Here is a 13,878-nt window from a genome sequence, read left to right on the forward strand (position 1 = left end):
GGGGCAGTGGAGCTAGATTATGAACCAGCTTACCAACTTCATGAACCCGGTCGCGAAGCCCGAAACCTTCGACATGATCAAGATCGGCATCGCGAGCCCGGAGCGCATCCGCTCGTGGTCGTTCGGCGAGATCAAGAAGCCTGAAACCATCAACTACCGCACGTTCAAGCCCGAGCGCGACGGCCTGTTCTGCGCGCGCATCTTTGGTCCGATCAAGGATTATGAATGCCTGTGCGGCAAGTATAAGCGCATGAAATACAAGGGCATCGTCTGCGAAAAATGCGGTGTCGAAGTCACGGTGACCAAGGTCCGCCGCGAGCGCATGGGCCATATCGAGCTCGCCGCGCCGGTCGCGCACATCTGGTTCCTGAAGTCGCTGCCGTCGCGCATCGGCCTGCTGCTCGACATGCAGCTGAAGCAGCTCGAGCGCGTCCTCTATTTCGAAGCCTATATCGTTCTCGAGCCCGGCCTGACCCCGCTCGAGAAGTTCCAGCTTCTGACCGAAGACGAACTGCTCGATGCGCAGGATGAATATGGCGAAGACGCGTTCAGTGCCGGCATCGGTGCCGAAGCGATCCGCGTGCTGCTCGAGAATCTCGATCTCGAACAGGAGCGCACCGATCTGCTCGAAGACCTGGCGACGACCAAGTCGGAGCTGAAGCCCAAGAAGATCATCAAGCGCCTGAAGGTCGTCGAAAGCTTCATCGATTCGGGCAACCGCCCCGAATGGATGATCCTCGAAGTCGTCCCCGTGATCCCGCCCGAACTGCGCCCGCTGGTGCCGCTCGACGGCGGCCGCTTCGCGACAAGCGACCTTAACGATCTTTACCGCCGCGTGATCAACCGCAACAACCGTTTGAAGCGCCTGATGGAGCTGCGCGCGCCGGACATTATCGTCCGCAACGAAAAGCGCATGCTGCAGGAAGCCGTCGACGCCCTGTTCGACAACGGCCGCCGCGGCCGCACGATCACGGGCGCCAACAAGCGTCCGCTGAAGTCGCTGTCCGACATGCTCAAGGGCAAGCAGGGCCGCTTCCGTCAGAACCTGCTCGGCAAGCGCGTCGACTATTCGGGCCGTTCGGTCATCGTGACCGGTCCGGAACTCAAGCTGCACCAGTGCGGCCTGCCGAAGAAGATGGCGCTCGAACTGTTCAAGCCGTTCATCTATGCGCGCCTCGACGCCAAGGGTCTGTCGATGACCCTGAAACAGGCGAAGAAGTGGGTCGAGAAGGAACGCAAGGAAGTCTGGGACATCCTCGACGAAGTCATTCGCGAGCACCCGGTCCTGCTGAACCGCGCGCCGACGCTTCACCGCCTGGGCATCCAGGCGTTCGAACCCGTGCTGATCGAAGGCAAGGCGATCCAGCTTCACCCGCTGGTCTGCGCCGCATTCAACGCCGACTTCGACGGTGACCAGATGGCCGTTCACGTCCCGCTGAGCCTCGAGGCGCAGCTGGAAGCACGCGTGCTGATGATGTCGACGAACAACATCCTGTCCCCCGCGAACGGCAAGCCGATTATCGTCCCGTCGCAGGATATGGTGCTGGGTCTCTATTATCTGTCGATGGAGCGTGCCGGCGAGCCCGGTGAGGGCATGTTGCTGGCCGACATGGCCGAAGTGCATCAGGCGCTGTTCACCGGTTCGGTGACGCTGCACACCAAGGTGATCAGCCGCGTCCCGCAGACCGACGAGAAGGGCAATGAATATCAGCGCCGCTTCGAAACGACCCCGGGTCGCATGCTGATCGGTGAATGCCTGCCGAAGTCGCACACGGTGCCCTTCGACGTCGTCAACCGCCTTCTGACCAAGAAGGAAATCGGCGACGTGATCGATCAGGTCTATCGTCACACCGGCCAGAAAGAGACTGTGCTGTTCGCCGACGCCATCATGGCGCTGGGCTTCCGCAACGCGTTCAAGGCGGGCATCTCGTTCGGCAAGGATGACATGATCATCCCGGCGTCGAAGGAAGGGATGGTCGACGAAACCCGCGCGCTCGTGAAGGATTTCGAGCAGCAGTATCAGGACGGCCTGATCACGCAGCAGGAAAAGTACAATAAGGCGATCGATGCGTGGTCGCAGTGCGGCGACAAGGTCGCGAACGCGATGATGGACGAAATCCGCGCCGAGCCGAAGGATCCGAAGACGGGTCGTCTGGCCCCGATCAACTCCATCTATATGATGGCGCACTCGGGTGCCCGTGGTTCGCAGGCGCAGATGAAGCAGCTCGCCGGCATGCGCGGCCTGATGGCCAAGCCGTCGGGTGAGATCATCGAAACGCCGATCATCTCGAACTTCAAGGAAGGCCTGACCGTTCTCGAGTATTTCAACTCGACGCACGGTGCGCGTAAGGGTCTTGCCGATACGGCGCTCAAGACGGCGAACTCGGGTTATCTGACCCGCCGTCTGGTCGACGTGTCGCAGGATTGCGTCGTGATCGAGGAAGATTGCGGCACCGAACGCGGCATGGAAATGCGCGCGATCATCCAGGGCGGTTCGACGATCGCCTCGCTGGGCGAGCGCATCCTGGGCCGCACGACGCTGGAAGATGTCCTCGACAAGGACGGCAATGTTCTGGCCCCCGTCGGCACGTTGCTCGACGAACCGACGACACAGCAGATCGAAGACGCCGAAGTTCAGTCGGTCAAGATCCGTTCGCCGCTGGTTTGCGAAGCGGTGCTGGGTGTTTGCGGCAAATGCTATGGTCGCGATCTTGCCCGCGGTACCCCGGTCAATATCGGTGAAGCTGTCGGCGTTATCGCCGCGCAGTCGATCGGTGAGCCGGGTACGCAGCTGACGATGCGTACGTTCCACATCGGTGGCGCGGCGCAGGTCAACGAGCAGTCGAATGCGGAAGCGATTTCGGACGGTACGATCGAATATCGCGAAATGCACACCATCGTCGACCAGCGTGGCCGCCGTCTGGCGCTCGCGCGTTCGGGTGAAATCGCGATCATCGACAGCGAAGGCCGCGAACGCGCGTCGCACAAGCTGCCTTATGGTGCGCAGATCCTGCACAAGGACGGCGAGAAGGTGAAGAAGGGCGAGCGGATTGCCGAATGGGATCCGTTCACCATGCCGCTGATCACCGAAAAGCAGGGCATCGTGAAGTATCAGGATCTGGAAGATACCAAGACCCTGATCGAACAGGTCGACGAAGCGACGGGCATCGCCCAGCGCGTCGTGATCGAATATCGCTCGGCGGGCCGCGCCAAGAAGGAAGACCTTCAGCCGCGTCTGACCCTGCTCGACGATCAGTCGGGCGAAGCTGCGCGCTATCTGCTTGCGGTCGGTACGATGCTCTCGGTCGAGGACGGCCAGACGGTGCAGGCGGGTGACGTTCTGGCCCGTGTCAGCCGCGAAGCGTCGAAGACGCGCGACATCACGGGCGGTCTGCCGCGTGTTGCCGAGCTGTTCGAAGCGCGTATTCCGAAGGACAATAGCGTTATCGCGAAGATCAGCGGCCGCATTGAATTCGTCAAGGATTACAAGGCGAAGCGCAAGATCGCGATCGTTCCGGAAGAAGGCGATCCGATCGAGTATCTCATTCCCAAGTCGAAGGTCCTCGAAGTGCAGGAAGGCGATCAGGTCAAGCGCGGCGACGCACTGATCAGCGGTTCGCCGAACCCGCACGACATCCTCGACGTCATGGGCGTGGAAGCACTGGCCGAATATCTCGTTGCGGAAATCCAGGAAGTTTACCGTCTGCAGGGCGTGAAGATCAACGACAAGCACATCGAAGTGATCGTTCGCCAGATGCTGCAGAAGGTCGAGATCACCGACGGCGGCGACACCACGCTGCTGCCGGGCGAGCAGCTCGATTATCTGGAGATGATGGAATATAACGCCAAGCTGCCGAAGAATGGCCGTCACGCCGAAGGGCGCCCGGTCCTCCTCGGCATCACCAAGGCGAGCCTGCAGACGCGCAGCTTCGTTTCGGCGGCATCGTTCCAGGAGACGACGCGTGTTCTCACCGAGGCTTCGGTGCAGGGCAAGATCGACTCGCTCCAGGGCCTCAAGGAAAATGTCATCGTCGGCCGCCTCATCCCGGCGGGTACCGGCGCTGCCATGAACCGCGTCCGCGTCACCGCGTCGAGCAAGGATGCCGCGCTGCGCGCCTCCATGCGCGCCGCGAACCAGGAGCATCTGATCGCTCCGAAGACCGCTGCCGAAGAGCATGCCGCCGAACTGGCGCAGGGCCCCGAAGCCGCGATCGGCGACGATCCGCTGGGCAAGGTCCAGGGCGAAGACTTCACCACCGATGATGTGATGGTCGAAGAGCGCCCCGAAGGCGAAGGCGAGGCATAAGCTTCCTCAAGCCTCGGGCTGACAGAAACGAGCCCCGCCGGAGCGATCCGGCGGGGCTTTTTCTTTGGCGGCTTTGGGGTGAAAAGCGGCTGTTTCTCGCCCCTCCCGCAAGCGGGAGGGGCAGCGAGACTTGCCAGCTTGCTGGTTAGTCGCAGCGGGGTGGGCATCAAGGCGTACCGTTCTAGCCCACCCCCGACCCCTCCCGCATGCGGGAGGGGAGAAGATGTTAGCCCCCGTCAAAAGCCGTTCGTGTCGAGCGTAGTCGAGACACCCTTCGAGATAGTGCTACGTTGAGGGGCATCTCGACTTCGCTCGATGCGAACGGAAGGTGGGATTACCACCAACAAATAGAAAAGGGCCCACCGGGTGGCCGGTGAGCCCTTGGTCCTGGGAATATGCGGGCCGGTGCGATTGCGCCTGTAAGGCGTCCGGCCCTTGGCTGTGTCCTTAAGGCGCGAGGATCGCGACGGCGAGGTACAGCAGCAGAGGCAGGCCGAAGCCCAAAAGCGTCAGAGCAACAAAGCCGACGCGCGTCCACAAGACGTCGATGCCGAATTGGTCTGATATCCCGGCGCACACGCCGAAGATCACGCCATCGCGACGATTCTTGCGAAAACCCTGTTTCATTTCTTCCCTTTCCATCCCGGCCAGATGGCCGGCGTTATTGAGCGCGGTGGCCGATCAGGCGACCAGGCCGTGCGAGCCAACGGCAGCGAGGAACATCATCGAGCAGTAAAGCGAAGCAACTGCGGCGATTGCGTAGCTCTTGAACGAGTCGACATTGAAATGGGCCATGATATTTTCCTTCCTTGAACCTTCCATCCGGATCATCCGGTGGATGCCGATATCAATGCAGGGACCGTGCCAGTTTCATTCATTGGCGGTTAACCGGGGTTTTCGGGTTTGCGACAGATTGTTTCAGAGCGAAAATTACGCTAATATGGTGAAAATTCCCGTTAGTCGGAAAATGTTCAACGAAACTTTACGCGGCGTCGGGCTGGAATCGCAACAGGCGCTGGGGTAGGCGCAAGACGGATGACGCTGACCCGCCTTTCGCTGACCGATTTTCGCAATCATGCCGGCGCGGACATGGCTGCTGCGCCGGGGCTCGTCGCGCTGCACGGCGATAATGGCGCGGGCAAGACCAATATATTGGAAGCAATCTCGCTGCTTGCGCCGGGGCGCGGCCTGCGCCGTGCCGCGCTATCCGATATGGTGCGCGATGGTGCAAGCGGGGGGTTTGCCATTTTTGCCGAGGTTCAGCCGACGGCCGACTTGACGCCGGTGGCGCTGGGCACGGGGATCGAGCCCGTGCACCCGGGGCGCCGCATCGTCCGTATCAACGGCGCCGCTGCGGCCGCGACAGCGCTGGGGGAATGGCTGGCGATGCTGTGGCTGACCCCCGCGATGGACCGGTTGTTCGTCGAGACTGCGGGCAACCGGCGACGCTTCCTCGACCGGCTCGTGCTCGCGCTGGACCCGCGCCATGCGCAGCATAGCAATCGCTACGAGGCGGCGCTCCGCGCACGGGGGAAGCTGCTCGCCGATCCAGGGCAGGCCGACCAGCAATGGTTGACGAGCCTCGAGGCGCAGCTCGCCGAACATGGCGCGGCGATGGACGCGGCGCGGCAGCATATGCTGACCGGCCTGTCCGCCGAACTCGCGGGGCAGCCCGACGCGCCGTTCGCGCGTCCGCTGCTGACATTGGTCGACAGCGATGGTGTCACGCGGGACGCGCCGCATGAGGCCGAAACGCTGAAAGCGCTGTTCGCCTCGCGCCGCCGCATCGATGCTGCCGCAGGGCGCGCGACCGCCGGGCCGCACCGCGACGATCTGTCCGCGGTCCACGCTGCGACGGGGCGTGCTGCGGCGCGCTGTTCGACCGGCGAGCAAAAGGCGATGCTGCTTTCGCTCGTCCTTGCGCATGGCGACAGCGTGGCGCGCGCGCGCGGGCAGCGCCCTGTGCTTCTGCTCGACGAGGTTGCGGCGCATCTGGATCCGTTGCGCCGCGGCGCGCTTTATGAGCGACTGGCGGGGCAGGGCGGGCAGGCGTGGCTGACGGGAACCGAGGCGGCGCTGTTCGACGACATGCCGGGACCGGTGACGCGCTTCCGGATCGCGGGCGGAAGGATCGGAGCAGTCTGAGTAACTCCATATTATTGCTTCCGATCTAAGCGGCTAGGGAAGGGGGCATGGCTATGGATGCGCGAAATAATCTGAGCGGCGGCAGTTTTGGACGGCGGCGCTCCGCGTTGACGGGTGTGGCTCCCGACGCGCCACAAACCGGTTCTCGCCTGCTTTATATGATGGAGACCGACGACGCATCGGGTCGCATTTCGGTTTTGCACCTTCTCGGATATGTGTTCGGAGGCGTGCTGGCCCTGCTGTGTATCGAAGCGATGTTTTCGGGTACGTCGTTGATAACGCCGATCAACACGACCTTTCTCAATGGCATGCGTGTGATCGGACTCGTAATCGGCGTGCCGCTCGCGTTGCTTGTCATCGCCAAGCCGCATCAGCCGATGGGGTTATTGAAGAAGCTGATGATCCTGTTGTTCCTCCCGTTGCTGACCGGCTTCGCGGGCGGCGAGGCTGCCTGGAGAATCAGCGATTGGACGGAATTCGGGTTTTCGTCCGCCGAGTTCGAGCCGGCCATCTACCCCATCAAATATGCCAGCCATGGACGCAGAGGCAGACGCGACTCCGTTGAGATCGACCCCTTTGCGGTCAAGGAAGGCACGGATATCGCGGTTCCTTCATGGCAGTTCGATTCCATCTGGCCGAACCACAGCGACTATTGCATCACCGTTATGCAGCGTCGTTCGGCATCGGGCGCGATCCAGATACGCACCGATGGCGTGTTCACGCTAAGCGAACCGACGCCCGCCGTGCTGACGCGCTGCAACGGCGAACGCACATCGAATGGCAATGGCGAAGGGTCGCCGTGGGACAAGAAGGACCTTCGTTCCCAAGATCGGGGTGCTTGATTTCGCGGAGGCTCAGAGGACTTCGCGTACCAAATCCTGCGGGCGGCACAGGCGGACGCCCTTGTCGGTTTCGACGATCGGGCGTTCGACATAGGCGGAATGGGCGGCCATTGCGGCGATGATCTCGTCCTCATTGGCGCCCTTCAGTCCGCGTTCTTCGGCATCGGTGCCGCGCAGGCGCAGGGCGTCGGCGGCGGTCAGGCCTGCGTCCTTGAACAGCTGGCGCAACTTGTCCGCGCTGTAGGGGTTTTTGAGATATTCGACGACGGTCAGGTCGACGCCCGGCGTTTCCTGAAGGATTGCCAGTGTCTTGCGCGAGGTGCCGCAAGCGGGGTTATGCCAGATGGTTGCTTTCTCATGGCGCGCATCCTAACGCAGCCTGTCAGCAGCGTAAACTCGCTATTCATAGCATATATGGCACAACTTCCCGCATGAAGGGGAACCACCTGCTTGCCTTTCACGGCGCAAACACGACTTATGCGAAGTCGAGGGACCGTAAAAGGCGGCCAATGCGGGGTTGTGTTGCAAGTGAATGAATTGATTGATCGCAGGGCGTTGTTGGCCGGCATCGCAGGCGCGGGGGCACTGGCCGCCGTACCGGCGCGCGCGCAGTTGCCCAGCTGGGTTCAGCAGCCGGTGGCGCCTTTGCCGCCGCCGGTCGATTATCTCGCCGTTGCGAAGAAGCAACTCGCGATGCAGGGGCGTAATATCCCGCAGAGCGACCGCGTCGGCGTCGTCGATTTCGGCCTGCCGTCGTCGCGCCCGCGCTTTGCGCTGGTCGATATGATCGCGGGCAAGGTCGATATGTTCCCGGTGACGCACGGCCGTGGGTCGGACCCGCAGCACGACGGCTGGCTCAAAAGCTTTTCGAACCGCATGGGATCGCTCGCGACCTCGCGCGGCGCATACCGCACCAGCGATTATTATTGGGGCGCCAACGGGTCGTCGATGCGGCTCGCCGGGCTGGAACCCGACAATTATTCGGCCGATCAGCGCGCGATCGTCGTCCATGGGGCCTGGTATGCCGACCCGGCGCTGATCGCGACGCAGGGCAAGCTGGGTCGCAGCGAAGGTTGTTTCGTCTTTGGCGAAGAGCTGTTGCCGATGATCCTCTACAAGCTCGGTCCGGGGCGGCTGCTGTTCGCCGATCGGTTGAGCATGCCGCCGCCGATGCCCAAGCCGTTCGAACTGCCGCCTGCCGATCCGCTGCCGGGAATGGAAAATATGCGTCGCGCGAGTTCGGTCAGCGGGCCGTTGCCGAAGACGGCGGACTAAAAGAGGCCCGTCGCCCCCGCGAAGGCGGGGGCCGCTGGCAACCTTGCGCTACGCCGATAGCGGCCCCCGCCTTCGCGGGGGCGGCGCCAATTTCAATAGATCCCCGACGTTCCCGGCGTCGTCGCGCGTGCGGTCGTGACCGTCGGCACGACTTCGGGCGGCTTTGGCGCGATGATTGTCGCGGTCGGGCGGCCGGGCTTGGCAAAGCTCGCCACGACAGGCGCATCGCGGCCATAGATATCGGCCAGCTTTTTGATGCCGCCCTTGCCGTCGGGAATGACGGTCCAATAGGCGACATAGACGGGGAAGGGGTTTTCGAACCCAAAGCGCGTCGTATTGCCGCTGGCAATTGCCTCGCCGAATTCTTCGGGGCTTTTCCCCGCGAACATCACCGCCATCAGGCCCGAGAAGTGCAGCGCGCGTTCGGTACGGATACAGCCATGGCTGAAGGCACGCGCCGCGGCGGCGAATGCGCCCTTCGACGGGGTGTCGTGCAGATAGATGGCGTGCGGGTTGAGCATTTCCATCTTCATTACGCCGAGGGCGTTGCCGGGTCCGGCCTTTTGCACGACCGACAGCGTCTTGCCGCTGCCCGTCCAGGTATAGCCCTGCGCGCGCGCCGCGCCCGGATTACGCGCGATCGTCGCGCCGATGCCTTCGTTGATGATGCTGCGCGGCAGCGTCCAGGTCGGGTTGACGATGATGCCCGTCGCCATGGGATTGAGCTGCGGCGTCGGGGTCGCTGCCTTGCCGACGACGGCCTTGTGCGTCGCGATGATCGTGCCGCCGTGGACGACGCGGGTCAGATATTCAGGCACGTTGCTGACGACATAGCGCTCGCCGAGCGCGCGCGGCATCCAGCGCCAGCGTTCCATGTTCACGCGGATCGCGTTGGCATCGGCAGGGGTCTTCGCCTTTTTGAGCGAGGCCTTGAGCACCGCGAAATCCGGGTGCACGGGATCCAGGGTGGCAAGCGTCTCGCTCACTGTCCCCGCGCCCAGCGCCGCGGCGAGCAGCGACAGCAAAGGCTCGCTGTTGCCGTCGCTGTCGACCATGAACCATTGTTTGCGCGCCGCGTTGGGGGTGCGGCCGTCGCGCAGATGGGTCGCGAGGAGCAGGAACGTATCGGTTGCGACCTTGTCGAGCCGCGCCTGATCGTCGCTCATGATCGCGGCCGCCAGTGTGTCGGGGTTATAATCCTTCGCGAACAGGCCTTCGGCGCCGATACCCTCGATCGACGTCAGCAGCGCTTCGGCATTCTGCTTCGACCAGCTTGGCAAATTCGCTTCGGCTGCGGTTTCGACGACAGGGGCGTCATCCTTCACCTTATCGGGCTGAAGGATCACGGAATCCTCCTTGACCCCCGGCTGCGCGAGTGCGGGAGCCGCCAGCAGGCTCAGAGGAAGGAAAAGCGCCGCAGCAGGACGCGCCGAAAATGGAGAGTTTTTGACCATGGCTAAAGCCCATAGACAAAAACTCTCCGCAATTAAAGTGAGCTACCGCACACTCCGTCGCAAGTTTAGATGATCAGGCTTTCGCCTCTTCATCCTGCCGCGCCAGCCATTCTTCCAGCCACTTGATCGTATAGTCGCCATGGATGACGTCCGGGTCGGCGAGCAGCGCCTGATGGAGCGGAATGTTCGTCTTTACTCCGCCGATCACCATTTCCTCGAGTGCGCGGCGCATCCGCATCATGCAGCTTTCGCGCGTGCGGCCATAGACGATCAGCTTGCCGATCATGCTGTCATAATAGGGCGGGATCGAATAGCCGGCGTATAGCCCGCTATCGACGCGCACGTGCATGCCGCCTGCGGCGTGATAATTGGTGACCTTGCCCGGTGAGGGCAGGAAGGTGCGCGGATCCTCGGCATTGATGCGGCATTCCATCGCATGGCCGCGAAATTCGAGATCTTCCTGTCTTACCGACAAGTCCGAGCCGCCTGCGACGCGGATCTGTTCGCGGACGAGGTCGAAGCCGGTGATCATTTCGGTCACCGGATGCTCGACCTGGATGCGCGTGTTCATCTCGATGAAGAAGAATTCGCCATTTTCCCAAAGGAATTCGATCGTGCCGGCGCCGCGATACTGCATCGCGGCCATCGCGTCGGCACACACCTTGCCCATGCGGGCACGTTCTTCGGCCGAGATGATCGGGGAAGGCGCTTCTTCGAGCACTTTCTGGTGGCGGCGCTGGAGCGAGCAGTCGCGTTCGCCGAGATGGATCGCGGTGCCCCGGCCGTCGCCGAACACCTGGAATTCGATGTGGCGCGGGTTGCCGAGATATTTTTCCATATAGACGGTCGGATCGCCGAACGCCGCCGCGGCCTCGCTCGATGCCTGGCCCATCAGGCTTTCGAGGCTGTCGGCGTCGGGCACGACTTTCATGCCGCGCCCACCGCCGCCCGATGCGGCCTTGATCAGCACCGGATAGCCGATTTCCTCTGCAATCTTGCGGGCTTCATCGCCATAGGTGACCGCGCCGGGCGAACCTGGAACGACCGGCAGGCCGAGCGCGACCGCGGTGCGCTTGGCTTCGACCTTGTCGCCCATTGTACGGATATGTTCGGGCTTCGGCCCGACGAAGATCATGTCATGCGCTTCGATGATCTCGGCGAAACGCTCGTTTTCCGACAGAAAGCCATAGCCTGGATGGATCGCGTCGGCGCCGGTGATCTCGGCCGCCGAGATGATCGCCGGAATGTTGAGATAGCTGTCCTTCGCGGCCGGCGGGCCGATGCACACGGCTTCGTCGGCGAGGCGGACATGCATCGCATCGGTGTCGGCGGTCGAGTGAACCGCAACCGTCTTGATGCCCATTTCGTGGCACGCGCGATGGATACGCAGCGCGATCTCGCCGCGGTTGGCGATCAGGAGCTTTTCAATAGCCATGCGGAACTCAGCCGATGGTGAACAGCGGCTGGTCGAATTCGACCGGCTGGCTGTTCTCGACATGCACGCCCTTGAGCGTGCCCGATGCTGGTGCAACGATCGGGTTCATGACCTTCATCGCCTCGATAATCAGGATGGTGTCGCCAGCCTTCACTGCAGAACCGACAGCGGCAAAGTTCGGCGCGCCGGGTTCGGGGGAGAGATAGACGGTGCCGACCATCGGCGATTTCACGGCGTCGGCGAAGCTGTCAGCCACGGGAGCTGCGGAAGCGGCTGCTACAGGTGTGGCAGCGGGCGCTGCGACCGGTGCTGGTGCATAGGCGACGGGCGCAGCGGCGGCGGTTAGTTGGCGCGCAACGCGTATCTTGCGCTCGCCGTCCTCAACTTCGATTTCGGACAATCCGGTGTCGTCGAGCAGCTCGGCGAGCGCCCGGACATAGGCCGGATCGATGTTGATGCCATTGTCTTTATGGTCACCCATGAGAATATTTCCTGTTGTTGTGGCGCCCCTTGTCCGGGACGCTCAGACCCCGTTTTTGATGCGCCCTATTGTCAGAGACGCGCGGCGGCGTCCAGCGCCAGCGTATAGCTGTTCGCGCCATGCCCGGCAAAATGGGCAACGGCAGCCATGCCGACATAACTCAAATGCCGGAATTCTTCGCGCTTCATCGGGTCCGACAGATGGACCTCGATCACCGGCACTTTGATCGATTTGATCGCATCGTGGATCGCAATCGAGGTGTGGGTATAGCCGCCGGCGTTGAGCAGGACCGCCTTTGCGCCCGCGACATAGGCTTCGTGCAACCAGTCGATCAGGACGCCTTCGTGGTTGGTCTGGCGGCATTCGACGCGCAATCCCAGCTCGGCGGCCTGCGCCTCGAGCCGGGCGTGGATGTCATTCAGCGTGTCGTGGCCGTAAATCTCGGGCTCGCGCGTGCCGAGCAGGTTGAGATTGGGGCCGGAGAAGACAAATACGGTCGGCTTGTCGGTACGCTCGTTGGTCAAGGGCTTGGCTTTCGGTTGCGAGGACGCGCGCTCCCCCTATATGGGCTGCTCGGCAAAGGCAAAGCAAGGCGGGTACGCGGTGATTTCTGTGATCCTCAACGGCGAAACGCGGCAGGTGCGCGAAGGCAGCATCGCCGACCTCGTCGCCTCGCTGGGCCTCGATGTGAAGAAGGTCGCGGTCGAGCGAAACCGCGAGATCGTGCCGCGCTCGACGCTCGCCGATGTCGCGCTCGCCGAGGGGGACGCGCTGGAAATTGTCCATTTTGTTGGAGGCGGCTGATGCCGGTCGCCCGGATAATACCCAATCGCTATACGGATGATCCACGGAGGGGCGAAGGCTTCTTTGACGATGTCTTGGGACTGAAGACCGCGATGGCGATGAACTTTATCACCACCTATCGCTCGGATGCGCAGCCGATGGCCCAGATCAGCATCCTGACCGAAGACCCTTCAGGATTGCGCCCGGCCTATTCGGTCGGCGTCGACGATGTTGACGCGGTTCATGCGCGTGCGGTCGAAGCCGGCCACGAGATCATATACGCCTTGCGCGACGAACCGTGGGGCGTTCGACGTTTTTTCGTTCGCGATCCGCTCGGCGATATCGCGAATGTGGTACAGAACAAGGATTGAATGTGGATAAAACTGACACCTGGAGCGTAGCCGGGCGCACCTTCACGTCGCGGCTGATTGTCGGCACCGGCAAATACAAGGATTTCGAGCAGAACGCCGCCGCAGTCGAGGCGTCGGGGGCCGAGATCGTTACCGTCGCGGTGCGCCGCGTCAATGTGTCGGACCCGACAGCGCCGATGCTCACCGACTATATCGATCCGAAGAAGATCACCTATTTGCCCAATACCGCGGGCTGCTTCAACGCTGACGATGCGATCCGCACGCTGCGGCTGGCGCGTGAAGCCGGCGGCTGGGATCTGGTCAAGCTCGAGGTGCTCGGCGAGGCGAAGACGCTGTATCCGAATATGCGCGAAACGTTGGAGGCGACCGAGGTACTGGCCAAGGAAGGCTTTCTGCCGATGGTCTATTGCGTCGACGATCCGATCGCCGCGAAGCAGCTCGAGGATGCCGGTGCGGTCGCGGTGATGCCGCTCGGCGCACCGATCGGATCGGGGCTGGGTATCCAGAATCGCGTCACCATCCGCCTGATCGTCGAGGGCGCGTCGGTGCCGGTGCTCGTCGATGCGGGGGTCGGTACGGCGAGCGATGCCGCGGTCGCTATGGAGCTTGGTTGCGACGGTGTGCTGATGAATACGGCGATTGCCGAGGCCAAGGATCCCATTCGCATGGCGCGTGCGATGAAACTTGCGGTCGAGGCCGGTCGCGACGCCTATCTGTCGGGGCGCATGGGGCTGCGGCGCTATGCCGATCCGTCGAGTCCGCTGGCGGGGTTGATCTGAGGACGTT

13 protein-coding genes are annotated in these 13,878 nt (G+C 62.6%); 7 read left to right on the forward strand and 6 right to left on the reverse strand.

From position 1 onward, the window contains the following. Positions 1-19 precede the first annotated feature (19 nt). Positions 20-4,306 (forward strand): DNA-directed RNA polymerase subunit beta', encoded by a 4,287-nt coding sequence (gene rpoC, locus AC07NV_RS17980; protein WP_495167764.1) that lies wholly within the window; start codon positions 20-22, stop codon positions 4,304-4,306. A 447-nt stretch (positions 4,307-4,753) separates the two neighbouring features. On the opposite strand, the gene AC07NV_RS17985 is transcribed toward rpoC, so the two are convergent. Beyond that, a complete protein-coding gene (locus AC07NV_RS17985; protein WP_495167765.1) occupies positions 4,754-4,933 on the reverse strand; it encodes a PspC domain-containing protein in 180 nt (59 codons plus the stop codon). A gap of 408 nt (positions 4,934-5,341) precedes the next feature. Between AC07NV_RS17985 and recF the strand changes: the two genes are divergently transcribed. Continuing rightward, a complete protein-coding gene (gene recF / locus AC07NV_RS17990; protein WP_495167766.1) occupies positions 5,342-6,451 on the forward strand; it encodes a DNA replication/repair protein RecF in 1,110 nt (369 codons plus the stop codon). Positions 6,452-6,498: 47 nt separating this feature from the next. Beyond that, the gene (locus AC07NV_RS17995; protein WP_495167767.1) at positions 6,499-7,293 is read left to right on the forward strand and encodes a hypothetical protein; all 795 of its coding nucleotides are present in this window, start codon (positions 6,499-6,501) and stop codon (positions 7,291-7,293) included. Positions 7,294-7,305: 12 nt separating this feature from the next. Here AC07NV_RS17995 and AC07NV_RS18000 read toward each other — a convergent pair whose 3' ends face one another. Beyond that, positions 7,306-7,638, reverse strand: coding sequence for an arsenate reductase family protein (locus AC07NV_RS18000; protein ID WP_495167979.1), 333 nt, complete (start codon positions 7,636-7,638; stop codon positions 7,306-7,308). A 213-nt stretch (positions 7,639-7,851) separates the two neighbouring features. On the opposite strand from AC07NV_RS18000, the gene AC07NV_RS18005 reads away from it, so the two are divergent. Then, entirely contained in the window at positions 7,852-8,568 is a 717-nt protein-coding gene (locus AC07NV_RS18005; protein WP_495167768.1) for a murein L,D-transpeptidase catalytic domain family protein, read from the forward strand. Between the two features lie 92 nt (positions 8,569-8,660). On the opposite strand, the gene AC07NV_RS18010 is transcribed toward AC07NV_RS18005, so the two are convergent. The 4 genes from AC07NV_RS18010 to AC07NV_RS18025 all read right to left on the reverse strand — a co-directional run bounded on the left by AC07NV_RS18010 (position 8,661) and on the right by AC07NV_RS18025 (position 12,462). Then, positions 8,661-9,914: a L,D-transpeptidase family protein gene (locus AC07NV_RS18010; RefSeq protein WP_495167769.1), complete on the reverse strand. Its 1,254-nt coding sequence runs from the start codon at positions 9,912-9,914 to the stop codon at positions 8,661-8,663. A 181-nt stretch (positions 9,915-10,095) separates the two neighbouring features. Beyond that, complete coding sequence (gene accC / locus AC07NV_RS18015; protein WP_495167770.1) at positions 10,096-11,457, reverse strand: acetyl-CoA carboxylase biotin carboxylase subunit; 1,362 nt, start codon at positions 11,455-11,457, stop codon at positions 10,096-10,098. A gap of 7 nt (positions 11,458-11,464) precedes the next feature. Further along, the gene (accB, locus tag AC07NV_RS18020) at positions 11,465-11,938 is read right to left on the reverse strand and encodes an acetyl-CoA carboxylase biotin carboxyl carrier protein (protein WP_495167771.1); all 474 of its coding nucleotides are present in this window, start codon (positions 11,936-11,938) and stop codon (positions 11,465-11,467) included. A 71-nt stretch (positions 11,939-12,009) separates the two neighbouring features. Further along, positions 12,010-12,462, reverse strand: a complete 453-nt coding sequence (locus AC07NV_RS18025; RefSeq protein ID WP_495167772.1) for a type II 3-dehydroquinate dehydratase — start codon at positions 12,460-12,462, stop codon at positions 12,010-12,012. Positions 12,463-12,541: 79 nt separating this feature from the next. Here AC07NV_RS18025 and thiS point away from each other — a divergent pair, with 79 nt between their 5' ends. The 3 genes from thiS to AC07NV_RS18040 are packed head-to-tail and all read left to right on the forward strand — an operon-like array spanning position 12,542 to position 13,871. After that, positions 12,542-12,742 (forward strand): sulfur carrier protein ThiS, encoded by a 201-nt coding sequence (thiS, locus tag AC07NV_RS18030; RefSeq protein WP_495167773.1) that lies wholly within the window; start codon positions 12,542-12,544, stop codon positions 12,740-12,742. Then, positions 12,742-13,092 carry a VOC family protein gene (locus AC07NV_RS18035; RefSeq protein ID WP_495167774.1) on the forward strand — a complete coding sequence of 117 codons (351 nt, stop codon included), beginning with the start codon at positions 12,742-12,744 and terminating at the stop codon, positions 13,090-13,092. Before thiS ends, AC07NV_RS18035 begins: the two co-directional genes overlap by 1 nt. Before the next feature lie 2 nt (positions 13,093-13,094). Next, positions 13,095-13,871, forward strand: a complete 777-nt coding sequence (locus tag AC07NV_RS18040) for a bifunctional sulfur carrier protein/thiazole synthase protein (protein WP_495167775.1) — start codon at positions 13,095-13,097, stop codon at positions 13,869-13,871. Positions 13,872-13,878: the final 7 nt, after the last annotated feature.

It is taken from the genome of Sphingopyxis sp. GW821-FHT10B01 (assembly GCF_059415685.1).